The following is an 18,894-nucleotide window of genomic DNA, read 5'->3' on the forward strand; positions in this document are numbered from 1 at the left end:
GGGCACCGGCTTCAGGCAACCGCCTTCAAGGCTTCGGCGATGTCGGGGAGCAGCCTTTCGGTCGCTTCCTCGCCGAGCGCGATCGCCTCGGCCGCGCGGTGAAATTCGAACAGGCCGAGCCGCGACATGCGGGGGCCGATCAGGACATTCGGCGGATCGCCGGCGAGCCGGGTGCGGGCAATCCGTTCCTGGGTCGCATTGAAACCCTTGGCCAGCACGGTGGGAATGCCGGGCGAGCGGGCGAGCGCGATGCGCGGGTCGATCGCGCCGGTCTCGTCGATGGCTTCGCTCAGCCGCGCCCGCAGCGGCCGCACCAGCGCCCGGCCGAGCCCCCGGCCCAGGCCCCGGCCGAGATTGACCACCGCCCTGACGCGCGGCCGCCGCTCGACCAGCGGGGCCGCCTCGTCCTCGGGGCTGGTGCCGTGGTCCTGGATGACGGTGGCGCGGCCGAGCGCATCGGCATTGAGGCTCACCGCCAGCACCAGGCGAGCTCCCAGCGCGCGGGAGACCGACACCGGTACCGGATTGGACAAGGCCCCGTCCATCAGCCAGCGGCCGCTGATCCGGACCGGCGGCAGGATGCCGGGCAGGGCATAGGAGCCGCGCAACGCGGTCATCAGCAGGCCGCGGGTGAGCCAGACCTCGTGTCCGGTGCCGATCTCGGTCGCGACGGCGGCAAACCGGATCGGCAGATCCTCGATGCGCATGTCGCCGATCTGTTGTTCCAGCAGTTGCGCGACGCGTGAGCCGCCCATCAACCCGCCGCCTGAAATGGCGATGTCGACCAGCCTGATCACATCGCGCCGCGTCAGCGAGGTCGCCCAGTCGGCGAAGGCGTCGAGCTTGCCGGCAGCATAGAGGCCGCCGACCACCGCACCGATCGACGTGCCGGCAATGATGTCGGGCGCGTAGCCGGCGCGGACGAGCGCGCGCAGCACGCCGATATGGGCGAGGCCGCGCGCCGCGCCGCCGCCGAGCGCCAGGCCGATGGTCGGCCGCGGCGGCGGCGTCGGGACGGCCTCGGGCGCGGCCGGCGGTTCTCCCTGACGTCTGCGGGTGCGGCGGAGGCGCAGCATGGCTCAGCCGAAGGCCGGGCGCATGCGCTCGGCGTCGCGGGGCTCGAGGCGAACCTCGGCCACCGGACCGCCGGTCGGCACGGCGCGGTAGAAGCAGGACCGCCGGCCGGTGTGGCAGGAGCCACCGTCGCCGCCGACGCTGACCTTGAGCCAGACCGCGTCCTGGTCGCAGTCGACGCGCATCTCGATGACGGTCTGGATCTGGCCCGAGGTGTCGCCCTTGTGCCAGAGCGTCTGGCGCGAGCGCGACCAGTACCAGGCTTCGCCGGTCTCGATGGTGCGGGCGAGGGCCTGGGCATTCATATGGGCGACCATCAGGAGCTCGCCGGTCGCGGCATCGCTGGTGACCGCGGTCACCAGGCCGTCCGGCCCGAATCGCGGCGTGAGTCGGTCGCCTTCCTCGAGGTCCGCCTTGGGGCCGGGAAGCGGAAAGAGCTCGTCGCAGTCTGCGCACATGTGGATAAGTCCGGGGAAGAGGTTGCCACCGGGTTCTAGCGTGGTCAGGCGCTTAAGCCAAAGGCTCCCGGAATTTAACCCGGCGTAAACCATGTTCATCAAGGTTAATGAATGGTTCCACTCGCGACGGCGGTGGTGCGCTGGCAAAATGCGGCCCGATGCGAGAGGGCTGTATGAACGATCCGCGCAACACATTCTCGACTTCCGAAATCGCCGACCCAGCAGCGCTCAAGGCCCATGCCGCGCTCTATGGAGCGCTCGATTCGGCAGGCCGGGAGGAGCCGGTCGTCGTCGTCGCACGACCGCGACCGATCCCACAGGGCGGGGCTGCCTTGGTCCGTGACCTCAGGGCGAGGCTGATCGCCGAAATGCGCGCCGAGATGGGTGCGAAGGAAACGCCGCCGGCGGCGCCCCGTGCCGCGGCCGATGCGGGGACGGTCGTGCTCGACGCCGCCGGCCTGTTCAACCGGCCGGTGGGCGAGGGGCCGTTCTCCTCGGTTCAGCCTGATGACGGCGCCCCCAGGGCGGCCATTCCGCGCGCCGCCATCCTGCGCTTCCGCCTGAGCGAGCTGCCGAAGCTCGCCGGGCACCTCACCGGCCGGGCCGGCGAGCCCCGGGAACGCGAGAGCGGACGCGAGAAGAGGTCCGAACCCGAGCGCTGATCGCTTGCGCGGTTGCGGCGCGAAACGAGCGGGTGCTATGAGGCCCGATCGTTATTCCTCACGCGACCGGGTGAACCTTTCCATGTCCGTCGATCAGGCGACCGTGCGGCGTATCGCGCATCTGGCGCGCATTGCCGTCACCGAGGCGGAGGTGCCGCACCTCCAGGGCGAGATCAACGCCATCCTCTCCTTCGTCGAGCAATTGAGCGAGGTCGACGTGTCAGGCGTCGAGCCGATGACCTCGGTCACCCCGATGGCGATGAAAAAGCGTCAGGACGGCGTTACCGACGGCGGCATTGCCGACCAGATCGTCGCCAATGCCCCCGAGCACGAAGGCACCTTCTTCGCTGTTCCCAAGGTCGTGGAGTGATACCGGTGACCGATCTGACCCATCTTTCGATCGCCGAGGCCCGTGACGGGCTCGCCGCCAAGGACTTCTCGGCGACCGACCTGACCAAGGCCTATCTCGGCGCCATGGAAACCGGGCGCTGCCTGAACGCCTATGTGCTGGAGACGCCCGAGAAGGCGCTCGCCATGGCGAAGGCCTCGGACGAACGCATCGCCAAGGGCGATGCCGGGCCGCTGGAAGGCATTCCGCTGGGTGTGAAGGACCTGTTCTGCACCAAGGGCACCCGCACCACGGCCTGTTCGAACATCCTGGCCAATTTCGTGCCGACCTATGAATCGACGGTCACGTCCAACCTGTGGCGTGACGGCGCAGTCATGCTCGGCAAGCTGAACAATGACGAGTTCGCCATGGGCTCGTCGAACGAGACATCGGCTTTCGGACCGGTGCTGTCGCCCTGGCTGCCGCCGAACCACGAGGCAGCCAAGGTGCGCGAGGCGGCCCATGCCTATATGTCGGCGCGCGCCATCCTCACCGAGATGCCGCCCAAGGACATTCCGCTGAAGCTGACGGGCCTGGTGCCCGGCGGCTCGTCCGGCGGTTCGTCTTCCGCCGTCGCGGCGCATCTCTGCGCAGGCGCCACCGCCACCGATACCGGCGGCTCGATCCGCCAGCCGGCGGCCTTCACCGGCACGGTCGGCATCAAGCCGACCTATGGCCGGGTGTCGCGCTGGGGCATCGCCGCCTTCGCCTCGTCGCTCGACCAGGCCGGACCGATCGCCCGCACGGTGATGGACACGGCCATGCTGCTGCGCTCCTTCGCCGGACCGGACGCCAAGGACACGACCTGCGTCGATCTGCCCGTGCCCGACTATGCCAAGGCGGTCGGCAAATCGGTCAAGGGCATGACGATCGGCATCCCGCGGGAATACCGGGTCGACGGCATGCCGCCGGAGATCGAGAAGCTCTGGGAAGAGGGCGCGGCGATCCTGAAGGAGGCCGGCGCGAATATCGTCGAGATCTCCCTGCCGCACACCAAATATGCGCTGCCGGCCTATTATATCGTGGCGCCGGCGGAAGCCTCGTCCAACCTCGCCCGTTACGACGGCGTGCGCTACGGCCTCAGGGTGCCGGGCAAGGACATCACCGATCTCTACGAACGGACCCGCGCGGCGGGCTTCGGCAAGGAGGTCAAGCGCCGCATCATGATCGGCACCTATGTGCTCTCGGCCGGCTATTACGACGCCTATTACGTCCAGGCACAGAAGCTGCGCACCCTGATCAAGAAGGATTTCGAGGACGCCTATGCCAAGGGCGTCGACGCGATCCTGACGCCGGCGACGCCGTCATCGGCCTTCGGCATCGGCGAAAAGGGCTCGGGCGACCCGGTCGAGATGTATCTGAACGACGTCTTCACCGTGACCGTCAACATGGCCGGCCTGCCGGGCATCGCGGTGCCGGCCGGTCTCGACCCGCAGGGCCTGCCCCTCGGGCTTCAGCTGATCGGCCGCGCCTTCGACGAGGAGACGCTGTTCTCGGTCGCCAGCGTCATCGAGAAGGCCCAGGGATCGTTCCCGGTCAAGGACCAGTGGTGGGCCTGAGATGATCATCACCCGCGCCATCGCGATCGCCTGTCTGACGGTGTTCGCGTGGCTCCTGTGGGTGGCGGCCGGCCTGTTCTGCATCCTGCTGGCGATGGGCTGGCACAGCGGCGACCCGCCGCTGAAACTGACCTATCTCTCGGTGCTGGCGGCCGGCGCCGTGATCGGCGGCATCGTCTGCCGGTATCTGGCGGCGCGCATCGAGCGCGGCCGCGGGTGAGCGCTTCACGCGTTGCACGGAAGTCAGTCGCCCTTCGAGGGTCGCTTCGCTCCCACCTCAGGATGAGGTGAGTGGAGACTGGCATCAACGTTGGTGCCGAACGCGCGACGCGCATCGAGCTTCATGAACAACTTCAATGTAATACACTGATTTCCCTCATCCTGAGGTGCGAGCGTAGCGAGCCTCGAAGGACGGCTGACTGCCGTGCAGGTCGGGTCGGTCCAACCGGCGAGCTCATCGAGCCGATCGTCCGTCCCGCAGCCTACAAAAGAACAGGCCCCCGCATTGCTGCGGGGGCCGTCTCGCATGGGCGCTGTCACAACGGGAGGGATGTGTCAGTCGACCCAGGCGATGTGGCTCAGGCTGCCGCGCAGGCCCTGGATCGCGCCGTTCATGGTGGCGCGGCCGGTCTGCAGGTCGACCGAATAGACATTGCCGCCGGTGACGAGCCAGGCCGCATTGGTGCCGTTCATGCTGGCGATGTTGAAGGCGGCCGGCCCGGACAGGGTAACGCCGAGCGAACCGATGGTGTTCAGGATGCCGTCATTCGGCGGCGCCTGGCTCAGCAGCGCATTCGACCCGGCATCGATGTTGTAGAGCGCGGTCGCCGTGGTGCCCTTCACCGAATTGCTGTAGGCGCCGGCGACGACGCGCGGCGGACGGGCGGCATTGGCATCGCCTTCCTTGAACTTGTGGCTGCCGTCGACCGTCGCCTTGCCGTCGTCGACATTGACCCGGAGGCTGACGCCGTCGGGGGTCATCACACGCAGGCGGTCGGCCACCGGATTGAAGTCGACGGTGATCGACGTGGTGCCCCGCAGGGTTTCCGACAGCTTGGATTTCACCGTCGCGCGGCCGGTCTGCGGGTCGATCGTCACGATGGTGCCGTCGGCGGCGAGGCCGTAGAGCATGCCGTCGGCCGGCCGGCGGTCGATGCCGACGAGCGGGCCGACACCGGAGATCTCGACCGGCCGCGACACCATGCGGGTCGCCGGATCGATGGTGACGAGGGTCTTGCCGTCGACGAGGCCGACAAGGCGGTCGGCATGGGCCGGCACGGCAAAGGCTGAAAGCGCGAAGGCGGCGGCAAGAAGCGTGGCTTTGCTGGACATGGGGCGGTCTCCCTTGATCGGTCGCTGTTGCGCCGTCGAGGGGAGAACCCGGCGGTCGTGCCGAACGGATGCAGGCGATCACGGGTTCGTGAAGGCCATCGGGGCGGGACCCGCGGCCGGGCGCGCTTGCGGCCCCTTGAGCGATTGCATCCAAAAGCCAAACACGCGTGTAATGACGGCAGCGAACCGGCCGGAGTGCAGCATGGCGTCGTCCCCACCAGACCTGAAGGATGCGCTGGCGCGCTGCGCCACCGGCGATCGCGCGGCCTTACGGCTGATTTACGAGAGCGAGTGCCCGGCCATGATCGGGGTGGCGATGCGCATCGTGAAACGGCGCGAACTGGCCGAAGAGGTGGTCCAGGAGGCCTATGTCAAGATCTGGCGCAATGCCCACCGGTTCAACGCCGATCTCGGGCCACCGAAGGCCTGGCTCTATGCCATCGTCCGCAACCAGGCGCTCAATGTGCTGCGCGACGGCCGGCGCGAGGATCTGGTCGAGGAGGTGCCTGAAAACACCACCGACGCCGTCCATGCCTATTCGGCCGCCGACATGCTGCCCGAGGCCAATGCGCTGAAGCGCTGCCTGGAAGGCCTCGACCCGCGCCGGCGCGCCAGCGTGCTGATGGCCTATGTCGACGGCTTCTCGCATGGCGAGATCGCCGGGCGGCTGGCGGTGCCGCTTGGCACCGTCAAGGCCTGGATCCGGCGATCGCTGATTTCGCTCAGGGAGTGCATGGGATGACCGACGAGATCATCGCATCCGCCGGCGAATATGTGGCGGGGCTCATGAGCAAGGACGAGATCGAGGCCTTCGAACGGCTGATGGCGACCGATGCCGAGGCCAGGGCCGCCGTTGCCGACTGGCGCACAAGGCTGCTGCCGCTGGACGAGGCGGCGCCGCGGATCGAGCCGTCGGCCGACCTGTGGGCCGGGATCGAGCGCGCCATAGGCGCGGCCCCCGCCGCCCCGGCCGCTGTGAGCGGCGGCCTCGTCGGCCGCCTCAAGGCGTTCTGGGCCGATGTGAGGGTGCTCAGGATCGCCTCCATCGCCAGCGTCGCGGCGGCGCTGCTGCTGGCGGTTCTGCTGGTCGGCGAGGCCTATCGCCCCGCCGCGCGCCCCGCCGTGGTCGCGGTTCTGCACGCGCCTGGCACGCAGACTGCCGGCGCCATCGTCGAAGCCCATGCCGACGGCCGCATCCGCGTGGTGCCGCTGCAGCCGATCGTCGTGCCGGAGGGCCGCACCCTGCAGGTCTGGACCCGGTGGGACGTCGCCGTCGGGCCGCGCTCGGTCGGCCTGATGGCCAGTCCTCGCGATCAGGTCTACCAGACGACCGGCATGCCCGCGCCGGTGGCGAACCAGCTCTACGAGATCACCCTGGAGCCGGCAGGCGGGTCGCCGACCGGCCGGCCGACCGGTCCGGTGCTGTTCGTCGGCAATGGCGCGACGCCGCTGTAGCGAGTGGCGAATAGCGGATGGTGCGTGGGGAAAGCGCCGGTTCAGGAGGTGCATGAGGCCGGGCAGGACCGGCCAATCGGCCCGCCATGGCGTCGCGACCCTTGTCCTTGGACGCGCGTTTCGCTACTCCCGGCGGAACGCTGAACCCACGTATGAGCCCGCCATGACCGTGCCCGTCGATCCCAAGAAGCTCATCCCCGGCGCCACAGGCGACTGGGAGGTCGTGATCGGCCTGGAGATCCACGCCCAGGTCGCCACCGAGGCGAAGCTGTTCTCCGGCGCGGCGACGGCCTTCGGCGCCGAGCCGAACAGCCAGGTGAGCCTGGTCGACGCGGCCATGCCGGGCATGCTGCCTGTCATCAACGAGGAATGCGTGCGCCAGGCGATCCGCACCGGCCTTGGCCTCAAGGCGGCGGTCAACCTGAAGAGCGTGTTCGACCGGAAGAACTATTTCTACCCGGACCTGCCGCAGGGCTATCAGATCAGCCAGTACAAGAGCCCGATCGTCGGCGAGGGCGAGGTCAGCGTCGATCTGACGCCGACCGAGAGCTTCACCGTGCGTATCGAGCGGCTGCATCTGGAGCAGGACGCCGGCAAGTCGATCCACGACCAGAGCCCGACGCAGTCCTATGTCGACCTGAACCGCTCCGGTGTCGCCCTGATGGAGATCGTCTCCAAGCCGGACATGCGCTCTGCCGACGAGGCCAAGGCCTTCGTGACCAAGCTGCGCACCATCCTGCGCTATCTCGGCACCTGCGACGGCGACATGGAAAAGGGCAACCTGCGCGCCGACGTCAACGTCTCCGTGCGCAAGCCGGGCGATGAATTCGGCACGCGCTGCGAAATCAAGAACGTCAACTCGATCCGCTTCATCGGCCAGGCGATCGACCACGAGGCGCGCCGGCAGATCGGCGTCATCGAGGACGGCGGCAGGATCGACCAGGAGACCCGCCTGTTCGATCCGGTGAAAGGCGAGACACGTTCGATGCGCTCGAAGGAAGAGGCGCATGACTATCGCTATTTCCCCGATCCCGACCTGCTGCCGCTCGAATTCGACCAGGCCTATGTCGACGCGCTCGCCCAGCACCTGCCGGAACTGCCCGACGCCAAGAAGGCGCGCTTCATCGCGCAATATGGCCTGACGCCCTATGACGCCTCGATCCTGGTGCTGGAACAGGAAAGCGCTGCCTATTTCGAGGCGGTCGCCGAGGGCCGCGACAGCAAGGCCGCGGCCAATTGGGTGATCAACGAATTGTTCGGCCGCCTCAACAAGGAAGGCCAGGATGTGACGGCCTCGCCGGTCTCGCCGGCGCAGATCGGCGGCATCATCGACCTGATCGCCGACGGCACCATTTCCGGCAAGATCGCCAAGGACCTGTTCGAGATCGTGTTCACCGAGGGCGGTGACCCGGCCGAGATCGTCGAAAAGCGCGGCATGAAGCAGGTCACCGACACCGGGGCGATCGAGAGGGTCATCGACGAGGTGATCGCGGCCAATCCGGAAAAGGTCGAGCAGGCCAAGGCCAAGCCGACCTTGCTCGGCTGGTTCGTCGGCCAGGTGATGAAAGCCTCCGGCGGCAAGGCCAATCCGGGCGCGGTCAACGACATCCTGAAGCAGAAGCTGGGCATCTGAGACGGCGCCGCCGCGGTGCTGCGGCGACCGGCTACTCGATGACGATCTCGCCGACCATGCCGTGGTCGGCGTGGGTCTTGCCGTCGGCACCGACAATGCCGCAGCGCAGGTCGGTGACCCGGCCGGTCGCGACCGGCACGAACCACCACTCCGCGGTCTGGCCCGGATAGACCTCGATCTCGCGGATGGCGCCCTTGAATTCGGCGAGCGTGACCAGCCGCTCGCCCTGGCGCTGCACCACCTGGACCTTGCGCGTGTAGATCATCTGGGTGAAGCCATGCGACGTGAAGTAATGCGGCGCGTCGCTGACATTGCGCAGCACCAGCTTGTAGAGCCGTCCGGTCTCGAACCGCAGCTTGTCCGGAAAGAAGCCGTGGCGCCCGGCGGCGCCGAGCTCGACCACCACCTCGACCGGCGTTTGCCCCGCGAGATTGCCGGCGGCCCGGCCCGGCAGGGCCGTGGCGAAGGTGAGGGCGACAAACGAGGCGATCACTATCGCATAGGTTCTGAACGGCATGAGTGGCTCTCCCTGATTTCGCCACGATGACGCACATGCAAATCATTTGCAACGAAGAGTCGATCGATCGCCGGCTGCTATAGCCCGCGTCTATTCGGCGCAGCAAAGATTGGCCGCCGCCCGGGCGGCATCGTCGCGGCCGCGCCATTGCGGTGGCCGCCGGGCAGTTCCTATCCTCGGCCGCAGAGCCCAAGCCAAGGGCCGAAGCCGCTTCCGGGAGAACGCCCATGCCTTTGATGACGCGCCGCACGACGTTGTTGGCCGCCGCGGCCCTGTCGACGCCGCCGCTTGCCGCGGGCGCACAAGCGCCGGCCGCAGCGCCGGTCGAGACATTGCCGAAGCCGTCGACCGTCACCTCGGCCGACGGGACGAGGCTGGCGGTGCAGGAATGGGGCAATCCGGCGGGCCTGCCGGTCATCCTGATTCATGGCTTCAGCCAGGCGCATCTGTGCTGGTCGAAGCAGGTGGGCGACCCGGCGCTGACCGGTGCGCTGCGCATGATCACCTTCGACCTGCGCGGCCATGGCCTGTCCGACAAGCCGGCGGCGCGCGAGGCCTATCAGCCGGCCAAAGTCTGGGCCGATGACGTCAAGGCGGTGATCGAGGCGACCGGCGTCGCGCGGCCGGTGCTGGTGGGCTGGTCCTATGCCGGCCGGGTCATGGCCGATTATCTCCTGGTCCACGGCGCAGCCCAGGTGGCGGGTCTCAACTTCGTCAACGCGGTCACCCATGCCGCCATGAACATGCAGGCGCCGGCCGGCCCGATTTCGGCCGGCATGGTCGCCGACGATCTCGCCACGCAGGTTCGCCAGACACGGGCCTTCCTGCGCGCCTGTTTCGTCAGGCAGCCGGACCAGGACGCGTTCGAAACCATGGTGGCGTTCAACGCCATGACGCCGGCCGCGATCCGCCGCAACATGCTGGGCCGCCCGACGCCCTATGAGGACATGTTCAAGACGTTGAGGCTGCCGGTGCTGGTCACCCATGGCCGCGAGGACAGGGCCGTTATCCCGGCGGTCGGCGATTACACCGCAGCGAGCATTCCCGGCGCCCGGACCTCGTTCTATGACGCCACCGGCCATCTGACCTTCTGGGAGGAGGCGCCGCGCTTCAACCGCGAACTCCTGGCCTTTGTCCGGGAAGCCCGTGGGGAGCGCCGCTGAACGGCGGGCAGGGGCGTGTCGAATTGCATCGTCCCTTCGTCCTGGCCGTGACAAGCACGGCCAGGACGGGGTGAAGGCCAGTGGGCCGGCGATGGTTCCTCTCACGGCGTTTCCGTTCCGCCGGCGCTATCCGTTGACCTCGCCTGCACGCCACGCACTTGCGCGAAAAGAGAAGCTCGTTTCCCATGCCGGCCGCACAGGGAGAACGTTCATGTCGAAACGCTTCACGCTTCACGGTTTCTGGTTGTCGGGACCGACCTACAAGGTCGCGCTCATGCTGTCGCTCTGCGGCGAGCCCTTTGCCTTCCGGCAGATCAATCTCCGGGCCGGCGAGCACAAGACGCCCGAATTCCTCGCGAAGAACCGCTTCGGCCAGGTGCCGGCGCTCGACGACGCCAAGCTCGATGTTGCGCTGTGTCAGTCGGCGGCGATCCTGGAGCATCTGGCGCTGGAGCTCGGAAAATTCAAAGGCGATGCGCCCGGCGACCTGATCCGTGCGCGTGAGTGGATGTTCTGGGATTTCGACAAGCTGGCGCCGCCGATCTATCGCTCGCGCGCCTGCCGCGCGGGCCTGCGTTCGTTCAACCAGCCGATCATGGAAATGTATGCGACCGAGGCGGGGCTGGCGCTGAAGACGCTCAACGACCATCTCACCGGCCGCGACTGGCTGGTCGGCAAGAGCCCGACCATTGCCGATATCGACATCTATGGCGTGGTCTGCATGACCGGCCAGGCCGGTTTCGACATCGCCGCCTATCCCGAGGTCGCGGCCTGGGCGAAGCGGTTCGAGGCGCTGCCGGGCTTCGGCAATGCGCAGGCCGTGGTGCCGCAGGAGCATCGCGCGTGAGCGCCGCAGCCATTGCTGCCCCGCCGGTCATCCGGCCGGCGGGCGCGGCCGATGTCGCCTCCATCGCGGCCCTGATCGCCATGGGCGGAGCGGCCGATGCCGCCGATCGCGTGGCGGCCGAGACCGAAGCGCGACACCCGGCCTATGCCGAGGCCTTCGAACGGATCGCGGGCTCGGCCAGCAATCATCTGTTCGTCGCCGAGCAGGCCGGCCGGGTGATCGGCACCTATCAGCTGAGCGTGCTGCCCGGAATCGCCCAGCGGGGCCGGATCCGCGGCAAGATCGAAAGCGTCCATGTCGACCCCGACCTGCGTGGCGGCGGGGTCGGGGCCGCGATGATGCACCATGCCATTGTCCAGGCCCGTGCGCTCGGCGTTGGCCTGCTCGAACTGACATCCGACAAGCGCCGCGGCGCCGCCCACCGCTTCTATGAGCGGTTGGGCTTCGCCAGGAGCCATGAAGGCTTCAAGATGGTGCTGGACTGACCTGGGCTCAGGCGCCGCGACGGCGTGCGCGGCACTCCGGCAGGAAGGTCCGCCAGGTCTTGCCGGCGGCCTGAAGCTGGGTCTTGCCGGCCCGCCATTCGGCGCCGCAGTCCCGCATCAGCTGGTCGTTGCGCAACTGGCCCGCCGAGCGGGGACGGGTGGTGGTCGCCGGCGCGGTCGCGGCGCCGGGCGTGGTCGCGGCCGGCGCGGTGGCTGCGGCCGGTGCCTGGGCGGCCGGGGTGCGGGTGCGCGTGCGGGCGGGGGTGCGCGGCGGCGTGGTGGTCGATGCCGCCGGGGCGGCCGGTGCCGCCGGCGTGGTGGCCGGGGCCTGGGCCGATGCGGCATCGGTCACGAGCAGCAAAGCGGCGGCGGCCGCGATCAGATGAAGGCGCATGAAACTATCCTCCCTGGGGCGGTCCGGGCCTGACAGCCCACGGGGCCGGCGCGGACGCCTATTACCAACGGCATCTTGCCAGGATTTTATTCCCGCGCAAATGAGGCATCGCACGGATGGAGGGCTCGGCCCCTTGGCGGATTGCCTTGATGCGCCTAGCTTGTATGTGACTGCGGCCCATCGAAGAATTCGTTCAGAACCGCCGCGCGAGACGGACCATGTCCCAGAAACCCATCGATCTCTATTATTGGCCGACCCCGAACGGATGGAAGGTCTCCATCATGCTCGAGGAATGCGGGCTGCCCTACACGGTGCATACCGTGAATATCGGCAAGGGCGATCAGTTCAAGCCGGAGTTCCTGGCGATCTCGCCGAACAACCGGATCCCCGCCATCGTCGATCCCGACGGCCCGGACGGCCAGCCGATCTCGGTGTTCGAGTCGGGCGCGATCCTGCAATATCTCGGACGCAAGACCGGCAAGTTCTATCCGGCCGACGAGCGCAAGCGCGTCGAGGTGGACCAGTGGCTGATGTGGCAAATGGGCGGTTTCGGACCGATGCTCGGCCAGACCCATCATTTCCGCATCTATGCGCCGGAAAAGATCGAATATGCGATCAACCGCTACACCAACGAGGCCAATCGTCTCTATGGCGTGCTGAACCGCCGGCTCGAGGGCCGCGACTATATCGCCGGCGACTATTCGATCGCCGACATCGCCTGTATCGGCTGGGCCAAGGCCTGGGAGCGCCAGGGCCAGGACATCGCGCAGTTCCCGAATGTGAAGGCCTGGATCGAGCGGATGCTGGCGCGGCCGGCGGTCAAGGCCGGCCTGTCGGTCAACAAGGAAGACCGCAATCCCCAGGCCATGCAGGACGCGAGCGTCCGTGCCGTGCTGTTCGGACAGACCGCGCGCTGACCGCGCAGGCGGCGGTCTCGGCATTCGACGATCGAGCCCAAGGGCGGCTTCGCGGCCGCCCTTGCCGGTGATGGCGGGGCGGTTCAGTTGACCCGTGACCAGGTCTGGCTGCGGCAGATCAAGCCGCCGAGGACGCATCCGGACAGGCTCATGGAATTGGCCGAAGGCATGGTCATCCGGCCGTTATAGGTCTTGCCGTCCTGGAAATTGTAGAGCGACCCCTGCCAGGCATTGGCGCCGTTGGCGCGCATGGTGATCATGCGCACGCCCACCAGGCTGCGGCCGCGCAGCGCCGCGTCCTCGTTCTTCTCGTCGCGGCTCTGGCCCGAGGCCGAGACGATGGTGCCGCAGAGCTGGCCGCCGCAATCGGCAAAGCGCACGCGGGTTTCGCCGGACTGGCTGAGCCAGGTGCCGCGCGGATCGTTGGCCGCAGCGGGCGCCGCCAGCATGAGGCTCGCGGCCGCGGCCAGGCCAAGCGTGGTCAAGGTCTTCATTCCGGTTCCTCCCTGGCGCTTGTCGGTCGATTCTTCTCGGCGCCTGACGCCAGTCTCGCCTGTCCGGAGAGCCGCCGTCCAGCGGGGCGAATCGCCTGTTCGGCCGGGCGGTAGCGTTAATGAATCGTTGACCTATGGTCAGCAAACTGCAGCGTCGGATTGGAGCAGGCGGCCATGATGCCGTCGCGAAGGCCGCGGAGACGCATGATGTCCGTGATGATCCTCGCAGAGAGCGACACGCCGCCCATCGTCCCCCAGGAATTGGCGGGGGCGGATTTGGCGGGGGTGGATGCCGCCACGGCGGATCTGGCCGACCGGCCGCCGCGCGAGCTCGGCATGCTCTACGCGGCCGGACGGGTGGTTCCGCGCGATCTGGTCGCGGCCCATATGTGGCTGAATATCGCGGCCCTCAAAGGCGATCGCGAAGCCGCGCGCCAGCGCCAGGAAATCGCCGGTGAAATGTCCAGGGACGAGATCGCCCGGGCGCTTTCGGGCGCGCGGGCCTGGCTCGACAGGCAGGCTCAGCAGCAGATCGCCTGAGGTGGCGTCCCATCCGGGCGCGGGTCGTTGCCCGCCTATTTCTGTCCCCTGACGGTAGCCAGCGCCGCGGCCAGGTTCTCGCGACCGAACGGCTCGAAACGGAACACCACCTCGTGCCGGCCCGGTGGCAGTTCGACGCCGCGGAACAGCACATTGGCACGCAGCAGCGGGCGCCTTTCGTCGTTCACCCGCACGGTCCAGCCGGGATAGTCAAGATCGTGCAGGACCAGGATGCTGGCGACCTCGGTTTCGGCCACCAGGCGAACCTCGTTGATGCCGTACTCGGCGATGGCGACGCGCCCGGCCGTTGCCCGGCCCGGTGCATCGGTCGCCGAGGGCACGCTGTCGATCGGGTCGTCTTCGCCGATCAGCACCTCGGAGGCGAGATCGACGTCGGGGATCTCGCCCGCGGCCAGCGCCGCCTCGACGTTCACGCGCTTGACCCGTGCTGCCAGCATGGCGCGGGGGGCGGCCGGCGGCAGCCGGTAGATCCACAGGGGCGGGCCTTCGCGCAATTCGACGATGCGAGGCCGGGGAAGCGCGGCGGGCATGCGCTCGAACGGCTGGTCGAACACCAGGAGCTCGATGCCGAGGAGGCGGGCAAGGCGCGAGCGGTAGCCGCGGAAGGTCTTGGGGAAAGGCCGCAGCCGCGGCTCGTGGGCGGTTTCGGCGGCGCCCGTGGCGCGCTCGTACAGTGCAAAGCGGAGCGGATTGTAGCCGAGCGTACTCTCGATCCCATAGGTCATGCCGGCATTCTGCCAGCCGTTTTCCGGACCGAGGATCTCGACCCGCGGGCGGCGGCCGCGCGCATGGTCCGCTTCCAGGCTGCCGAGCACCTGGCCAAGCGCATCGCGGTCCGGCGAGGGGGCTGAGCTGAACACGGCATAGACGCTCTTGGCCTCGGCATTGATCGGCGTCGTGACGTTGTGGAATGCGAGCTCGCCGGTGACGAGTGCCGCGAAGGCAATGGCAAAGACGGGCCGGGCCGGGCGTGCGGCGAGCGCCCGCACCAGCCAGACGGCGCCACCGCCGGCAAGCAAGGCTCCGGCGAGCGCGCTCGTTGCAACCAGTACGTGTGTCCAGGACGGTGCGCGGGCCAGGGCGAAAACAACCAGTCCGGCCGCGATCGCGGCCATGAGGCCGAGGGCGAGCCGGCTGGTCCGGCCGACGCCGTGGCGGATCAGCGCGTCGAGGCTGCCGCCGGCGAGCATGGCAATGGCGAAGACCAGGACGAAGCAGGCATCGGCCGGACGACGGTAGAGCGAGATCCCCGGCACGAGGTCGAAGACCCATCGGAAGACGGGGGTGTGCGAACCCAGCGCATAGATCAGGCTGGCGGCGGCGAGCCCGGTGAAGAAGCGCAGGCGGGGGGCCAGGCAGGCGCCGCCGGCGATGCCGATCCAGGCGATGAGGACGCTGGTCGCCGCGCCGACATGCAGGAAATTGACGGAGCGGTCGGTCCAGTCGAAAGCCGGCCAATGCGGCGAGCCGGGGCCGAAATAGAGGTCCGCCTTCTGCAGGCCCCCGAAGAAATCGGCGGCGAACAGCCCGATCAGATTGAACGGATCGAGCGAGCCGTAGGCGGCGGTCTGAAACGCCACCATGGGACGGTTGGAAAAGGCGGCGAATTGCAGCGTCAGCAGCACAGGGATCGCCAGGATGGCGCCCCCGACCAGGCCCATGACGGCAAACAGCGGCAGGCGCTGCAGGAACCAGCGCCCGGTCGCGGGCGCCTGCGCGCCGCGGGTGAGCGCGGCGGCGACCAGGACCAGGCAGTTCAGGAAGGCGATCTGGTCGCGGCCGAGGGCCATGAAGGCGGCGGTCGCGCCGAAACCCGCGGCCCAGGCCAGGGAGCGCCGATCGAGCGCGATCTCCAGCAGCAGCAGGCAGAGCGGCAGATAGGCATAAGACACGACCAGGCCGACATGCTGCAGGCGGCCCATGGCGGGGCCGCCGAAGAACACGATGGCGGCCGCCAGGACGGCGGCCTCGGGGCGGAAGCCGCGGCGCGCGCAAAGCGCCGCCGCCGCGGCGCTGCCGACGGCGAGATGGGCCAGGACCATCGTGTCGAACAGGCCGATCGAGGCGCGCGGGGCGATCCAGGCGAGCGGCAGGAAGGTCGGCGAGAACAAAAGGGATTGCGGGTCGGCGACGCTCGGGAAGCCGGAGAAGTGGTAGGGATTCCAGAGCGGCAACTCGCCTTGTGCGAGCGCGCGGCCGACGAAGCGGAAGAAGTTATAGAACTGCGATTTGGCGTCCCAGGGAATGGTGACCGCGCCGAGCTGATAGGCCGCGGTGGTCAATCCCCAGAAGCCCAGGACGGCCAGGCCGACGACCAGCGTCTCCTGCTTGCTCCAGGCGGGCGCAGGCGAGGGCTTCGGGGCGGACGATGGTGGGGCAACGGCAATCACGTCCGGGGTTCTAGAGCATTTCCGGACAAAGTGGATACCGCTTCGGATAAGGACCCATGCGCGGCAGGCCGGGATGTTGCCACGGCCGTGTCGGGGACTGCCGAAGGTGTTGCTCGATCGCCGATGGCGAGCCTGCGCTTTTCGGTCGTTGCGCGCTCAGCCGGGCAGCAGGACAGGCCCGAGTCCGAGGCCGCAAGTCCCATCGCTCGGCTCTTTGTATGAGTTGTATTGGTACGTTATACGCGTCATAATATATGGTGTTGTGCAACTTTTCAGCCGGGGACCCCTCGGCGGTGGTTTCTTGTGATTGTTCGAATCTGACCGGAGATGTGGTTTCGAGGTGACCCGCGGAGCGCGGGCGCGTGAGTCCGTTTGGGTGGCCGCGATGAGGTCTCGCCGAACGCCGCCTCGCGACAGCCGGATTCGACCAGCTTAAACAGATGGTTGGGCGCTTGTCGGGGCGCGCCCTCCGCCGCGCCCGGAAGGCTGGCGGGATGGGGCTCTCGTCAGGGGCTGCGGCCGAGTCAGCTGTGCCCCATAAGCAACAGGCGGAAAAAACTTGGTGGCCTGGTGCTGTCTTGCCGGTGGTCCGGGTGGCGGTGGGCCGCGCGGGGGAGGCGGAGATCGGCCTTGATCGCATGAATTCGCGATGTATCCGTATCGTTGGTCGGCCTGGTTAGGTTTCGTTTGTTTCTATTCGTTTCTATTGTGAATGTTTGGCATTCACATGAACAAGTTGTTGTTATTTTTTGCAGGAATGGTGTGCGGACAACGTCGTTCTGGGTGTGATTGATTGCTTGTTTTTTTGATCTTATGTGGATATTGTTCTTTGTAGTGTGAACGAATGTCCTTTGCGCGTTCCGCGAGTGATGACTCGTATGCTGTAGCTTTACGATTTTACGACTTTCACCCTATGTGGATTTGCGTTCCGGCCGTCGCTCGGGCCGATCCCTTTGGTCGACGGGCGATCTTTGATTGAGGGATTCGGCCTTTGAGTTCAGTTGCGTTACAACCAGAGTTGACATGCGCTCCCAACGGGACGTTCAGCTTTGCTTTGCCTATCGCACCGAGCATTGTCGAAGACGTCTTTGGAGAATCCGTCCGGGTGAATGTCGACGGTCTCGTCTTCAACGTGGTCATCGATCGCTCTATTCAGATTCCGCCGGTGTGCCGTTCTATTCAGGACGCGAAATATTTCGCGATGGCGATATCGTTTCAGATATTGGTCCATGCCAATGAGGCGTCCTTGTCGAATACGGAGCCGCCTGCCGCAGCCGCGCGCGGGTTCGCTCGTGTCGAGATGGGAGGGCAGGGCGCTCGCCTGGACTCCAGCACGCAATTTGACGTGATCGAGGCGAGAACTGATGGGCCGTCTCTCGCGGTTACCCCGCCACCGGACCGCTCGGACGATCGGGGACTGGACGCATCATCCGGCGGATCCAAGTCGGAACTGTCGTTCGACGGCCTGTTCGATCAGTGGCGTGAGCAGCATCTGATCTCCGGTGGCGCGCCGACGACACCGCCCTATTGGGAAACATTGATTCAGCGTTTCGTCGCCTATCTCGGGCATTCCGATCCGGCACGGGTTTCGACCCAGGATGTCAGGAATTATCGGGATCACCTGATCAAAAGCGGGCGCCTCGCGCGGACCGCCAGGCATTCGGACCTTGCGGCCCTGCGCTCGATTTTCCGTTTCGGTATCGAGCAGGGGTTGGTCAAGACGGCCGATCCGACATCCGGCGTGCGGTTCCGCAGCAATCGGCTGACGACGAGCCGTAGAATGATGGCGTTTTCGGATGACGAGGCGCGGATGCTGCTTGAGGCGGCGGACCTCGAGGACAAACCGTCGCGACGATGGATTCCCTGGCTGACGGCTCTGACCGGCAGCCGCATTTCGACGATCGTCAATCTGCGCCAGGAAGACATCATCAAGGTCGACGATATCTGGTGTATCCGCATCTCGCGCCAGGCCGGGCCGATCAAGACGGCCGCGTCGGAGCGGGTCGTGCCGATTCACCCGCTGATCCTGCAGCGAGGTTTCATCGAGTTCGCCTTTTCGAGTGCCCGCGACCGCCTGTTCATCAACAGGACCCGCGACGATTTCATTCTGGATGGAAAGACGACCTCGTCATCGATCCCGGCGCCCTATAATCCGGGGCGCACCACCCGCAATCGGTTGACCGAGTGGATTCATTCGCTGGGCCTCGATATCGGCCGCTCCTCGGGCAAGGATCCGAGCCACGCCTGGCGGCATTGGTTCAAGGAAAAGGCTTTCGAGGTCGGGATTCCCGAAAAAATCACCGATGCGATCGTTGGGCATGCCCAAGCGAGCATATCTCGGCGCTATGGGAGCGTGTCCGTACAGGTGATGTTCGAAGAGCTGAAGAAAATTCAGGATCCATTGAAGTCCTGATGCTTCTGTTGCTTCTAAGCTATCGGCAATAACGAGCTTCTATCCTATCGCCATAAAAGAAAACCCCGGCGGTTTCCCGCCGGGGTCTTTAACTCAGGATCTGAAAGTCAGATCAGAAGTTGCGCTGAACGCGCAGGGTACCAACCCAGGCG

General features: G+C 67.0%; 20 protein-coding genes. 13 read left to right on the forward strand and 7 right to left on the reverse strand.

Annotated features, from left to right (window positions below):
• Positions 1-11 precede the first annotated feature (11 nt).
• Complete coding sequence (locus AC07WJ_RS34340; protein WP_494939227.1) at positions 12-1,076, reverse strand: patatin-like phospholipase family protein; 1,065 nt, start codon at positions 1,074-1,076, stop codon at positions 12-14.
• 3 nt (positions 1,077-1,079) lie between these two features.
• Positions 1,080-1,532, reverse strand: coding sequence for a phosphoribosyl-AMP cyclohydrolase (gene hisI / locus AC07WJ_RS34345; RefSeq protein WP_494939228.1), 453 nt, complete (start codon positions 1,530-1,532; stop codon positions 1,080-1,082).
• Between the two features lie 173 nt (positions 1,533-1,705).
• On the opposite strand from hisI, the gene AC07WJ_RS34350 reads away from it, so the two are divergent.
• The 4 genes from AC07WJ_RS34350 (at position 1,706) to AC07WJ_RS34365 (ending at position 4,361) form a co-directional block, all read left to right on the forward strand.
• On the forward strand, positions 1,706-2,194 hold the full coding sequence (locus AC07WJ_RS34350) for a hypothetical protein (RefSeq protein ID WP_494939229.1): 489 nt from the start codon (positions 1,706-1,708) through the stop codon (positions 2,192-2,194).
• An 82-nt stretch (positions 2,195-2,276) separates the two neighbouring features.
• Positions 2,277-2,564 carry an Asp-tRNA(Asn)/Glu-tRNA(Gln) amidotransferase subunit GatC gene (gene gatC / locus AC07WJ_RS34355; RefSeq protein ID WP_494939230.1) on the forward strand — a complete coding sequence of 96 codons (288 nt, stop codon included), beginning with the start codon at positions 2,277-2,279 and terminating at the stop codon, positions 2,562-2,564.
• A gap of 5 nt (positions 2,565-2,569) precedes the next feature.
• The gene (locus AC07WJ_RS34360; RefSeq protein WP_494939231.1) at positions 2,570-4,141 is read left to right on the forward strand and encodes an amidase family protein; all 1,572 of its coding nucleotides are present in this window, start codon (positions 2,570-2,572) and stop codon (positions 4,139-4,141) included.
• A 1-nt stretch (position 4,142) separates the two neighbouring features.
• A complete protein-coding gene (locus AC07WJ_RS34365; RefSeq protein ID WP_494939232.1) occupies positions 4,143-4,361 on the forward strand; it encodes a hypothetical protein in 219 nt (72 codons plus the stop codon).
• Positions 4,362-4,696: 335 nt separating this feature from the next.
• On the opposite strand, the gene AC07WJ_RS34370 is transcribed toward AC07WJ_RS34365, so the two are convergent.
• Positions 4,697-5,473 carry a DUF4394 domain-containing protein gene (locus AC07WJ_RS34370; protein ID WP_494939233.1) on the reverse strand — a complete coding sequence of 259 codons (777 nt, stop codon included), beginning with the start codon at positions 5,471-5,473 and terminating at the stop codon, positions 4,697-4,699.
• 202 nt (positions 5,474-5,675) lie between these two features.
• On the opposite strand from AC07WJ_RS34370, the gene AC07WJ_RS34375 reads away from it, so the two are divergent.
• From AC07WJ_RS34375 to gatB, 3 genes are all read left to right on the forward strand, one after another.
• On the forward strand, positions 5,676-6,215 hold the full coding sequence (locus AC07WJ_RS34375) for a sigma-70 family RNA polymerase sigma factor (protein WP_494939234.1): 540 nt from the start codon (positions 5,676-5,678) through the stop codon (positions 6,213-6,215).
• Positions 6,212-6,928, forward strand: a complete 717-nt coding sequence (locus tag AC07WJ_RS34380) for an anti-sigma factor (protein ID WP_494939235.1) — start codon at positions 6,212-6,214, stop codon at positions 6,926-6,928. Before AC07WJ_RS34375 ends, AC07WJ_RS34380 begins: the two co-directional genes overlap by 4 nt.
• A 163-nt stretch (positions 6,929-7,091) precedes the next feature.
• Positions 7,092-8,561 (forward strand): Asp-tRNA(Asn)/Glu-tRNA(Gln) amidotransferase subunit GatB, encoded by a 1,470-nt coding sequence (gene gatB, locus AC07WJ_RS34385; protein WP_494939236.1) that lies wholly within the window; start codon positions 7,092-7,094, stop codon positions 8,559-8,561.
• A 31-nt stretch (positions 8,562-8,592) separates the two neighbouring features.
• Here the strand turns inward: gatB and AC07WJ_RS34390 are convergent, their stop codons facing one another.
• A complete protein-coding gene (locus AC07WJ_RS34390) occupies positions 8,593-9,078 on the reverse strand; it encodes a cupredoxin domain-containing protein (protein ID WP_494939237.1) in 486 nt (161 codons plus the stop codon).
• Between the two features lie 227 nt (positions 9,079-9,305).
• Here AC07WJ_RS34390 and AC07WJ_RS34395 point away from each other — a divergent pair, with 227 nt between their 5' ends.
• The 3 genes from AC07WJ_RS34395 to AC07WJ_RS34405 all read left to right on the forward strand — a co-directional run bounded on the left by AC07WJ_RS34395 (position 9,306) and on the right by AC07WJ_RS34405 (position 11,573).
• Positions 9,306-10,241 carry an alpha/beta fold hydrolase gene (locus AC07WJ_RS34395; protein WP_494939238.1) on the forward strand — a complete coding sequence of 312 codons (936 nt, stop codon included), beginning with the start codon at positions 9,306-9,308 and terminating at the stop codon, positions 10,239-10,241.
• Between the two features lie 211 nt (positions 10,242-10,452).
• Positions 10,453-11,088 (forward strand): glutathione S-transferase family protein, encoded by a 636-nt coding sequence (locus tag AC07WJ_RS34400; RefSeq protein ID WP_494939239.1) that lies wholly within the window; start codon positions 10,453-10,455, stop codon positions 11,086-11,088.
• Positions 11,085-11,573, forward strand: coding sequence for a GNAT family N-acetyltransferase (locus tag AC07WJ_RS34405; protein ID WP_494939240.1), 489 nt, complete (start codon positions 11,085-11,087; stop codon positions 11,571-11,573). Before AC07WJ_RS34400 ends, AC07WJ_RS34405 begins: the two co-directional genes overlap by 4 nt.
• Before the next feature lie 7 nt (positions 11,574-11,580).
• On the opposite strand, the gene AC07WJ_RS34410 is transcribed toward AC07WJ_RS34405, so the two are convergent.
• Positions 11,581-11,967: a hypothetical protein gene (locus tag AC07WJ_RS34410; protein WP_494939241.1), complete on the reverse strand. Its 387-nt coding sequence runs from the start codon at positions 11,965-11,967 to the stop codon at positions 11,581-11,583.
• Between the two features lie 218 nt (positions 11,968-12,185).
• Between AC07WJ_RS34410 and AC07WJ_RS34415 the strand changes: the two genes are divergently transcribed.
• Positions 12,186-12,884 (forward strand): glutathione S-transferase N-terminal domain-containing protein, encoded by a 699-nt coding sequence (locus AC07WJ_RS34415; RefSeq protein ID WP_494939242.1) that lies wholly within the window; start codon positions 12,186-12,188, stop codon positions 12,882-12,884.
• Between the two features lie 83 nt (positions 12,885-12,967).
• Here the strand turns inward: AC07WJ_RS34415 and AC07WJ_RS34420 are convergent, their stop codons facing one another.
• On the reverse strand, positions 12,968-13,378 hold the full coding sequence (locus AC07WJ_RS34420) for a DUF2147 domain-containing protein (RefSeq protein ID WP_494939243.1): 411 nt from the start codon (positions 13,376-13,378) through the stop codon (positions 12,968-12,970).
• Between the two features lie 207 nt (positions 13,379-13,585).
• Here AC07WJ_RS34420 and AC07WJ_RS34425 point away from each other — a divergent pair, with 207 nt between their 5' ends.
• Positions 13,586-13,918, forward strand: a complete 333-nt coding sequence (locus AC07WJ_RS34425) for a sel1 repeat family protein (protein WP_494939244.1) — start codon at positions 13,586-13,588, stop codon at positions 13,916-13,918.
• A 35-nt stretch (positions 13,919-13,953) separates the two neighbouring features.
• Here AC07WJ_RS34425 and AC07WJ_RS34430 read toward each other — a convergent pair whose 3' ends face one another.
• Entirely contained in the window at positions 13,954-16,329 is a 2,376-nt protein-coding gene (locus tag AC07WJ_RS34430) for a YfhO family protein (protein WP_494939245.1), read from the reverse strand.
• A 1,105-nt stretch (positions 16,330-17,434) separates the two neighbouring features.
• On the opposite strand from AC07WJ_RS34430, the gene AC07WJ_RS34435 reads away from it, so the two are divergent.
• Positions 17,435-18,742: a site-specific integrase gene (locus tag AC07WJ_RS34435; protein ID WP_494939246.1), complete on the forward strand. Its 1,308-nt coding sequence runs from the start codon at positions 17,435-17,437 to the stop codon at positions 18,740-18,742.
• Positions 18,743-18,894 lie beyond the last annotated feature (152 nt).

Source organism: Phreatobacter sp. GW821-FHT04C01 (genome assembly GCF_059420385.1).

Coding starts and splice junctions, on each gene's coding strand:
- AC07WJ_RS34340 (WP_494939227.1), bottom strand. CDS start 1,076: ATGCTGCGCCTCCGCCGCACCCGCAGACGTCAGGGAGAACCGCCGGCC.
- AC07WJ_RS34365 (WP_494939232.1), top strand. CDS start 4,143: ATGATCATCACCCGCGCCATCGCGATCGCCTGTCTGACGGTGTTCGCG.
- AC07WJ_RS34395 (WP_494939238.1), top strand. CDS start 9,306: ATGCCTTTGATGACGCGCCGCACGACGTTGTTGGCCGCCGCGGCCCTG.
- AC07WJ_RS34415 (WP_494939242.1), top strand. CDS start 12,186: ATGTCCCAGAAACCCATCGATCTCTATTATTGGCCGACCCCGAACGGA.
- AC07WJ_RS34375 (WP_494939234.1), top strand. CDS start 5,676: ATGGCGTCGTCCCCACCAGACCTGAAGGATGCGCTGGCGCGCTGCGCC.
- AC07WJ_RS34370 (WP_494939233.1), bottom strand. CDS start 5,473: ATGTCCAGCAAAGCCACGCTTCTTGCCGCCGCCTTCGCGCTTTCAGCC.
- AC07WJ_RS34400 (WP_494939239.1), top strand. CDS start 10,453: ATGTCGAAACGCTTCACGCTTCACGGTTTCTGGTTGTCGGGACCGACC.
- hisI (WP_494939228.1), bottom strand. CDS start 1,532: ATGTGCGCAGACTGCGACGAGCTCTTTCCGCTTCCCGGCCCCAAGGCG.
- AC07WJ_RS34380 (WP_494939235.1), top strand. CDS start 6,212: ATGACCGACGAGATCATCGCATCCGCCGGCGAATATGTGGCGGGGCTC.
- AC07WJ_RS34425 (WP_494939244.1), top strand. CDS start 13,586: ATGTCCGTGATGATCCTCGCAGAGAGCGACACGCCGCCCATCGTCCCC.
- AC07WJ_RS34420 (WP_494939243.1), bottom strand. CDS start 13,378: ATGAAGACCTTGACCACGCTTGGCCTGGCCGCGGCCGCGAGCCTCATG.
- AC07WJ_RS34390 (WP_494939237.1), bottom strand. CDS start 9,078: ATGCCGTTCAGAACCTATGCGATAGTGATCGCCTCGTTTGTCGCCCTC.
- AC07WJ_RS34410 (WP_494939241.1), bottom strand. CDS start 11,967: ATGCGCCTTCATCTGATCGCGGCCGCCGCCGCTTTGCTGCTCGTGACC.
- gatC (WP_494939230.1), top strand. CDS start 2,277: ATGTCCGTCGATCAGGCGACCGTGCGGCGTATCGCGCATCTGGCGCGC.
- AC07WJ_RS34350 (WP_494939229.1), top strand. CDS start 1,706: ATGAACGATCCGCGCAACACATTCTCGACTTCCGAAATCGCCGACCCA.
- gatB (WP_494939236.1), top strand. CDS start 7,092: ATGACCGTGCCCGTCGATCCCAAGAAGCTCATCCCCGGCGCCACAGGC.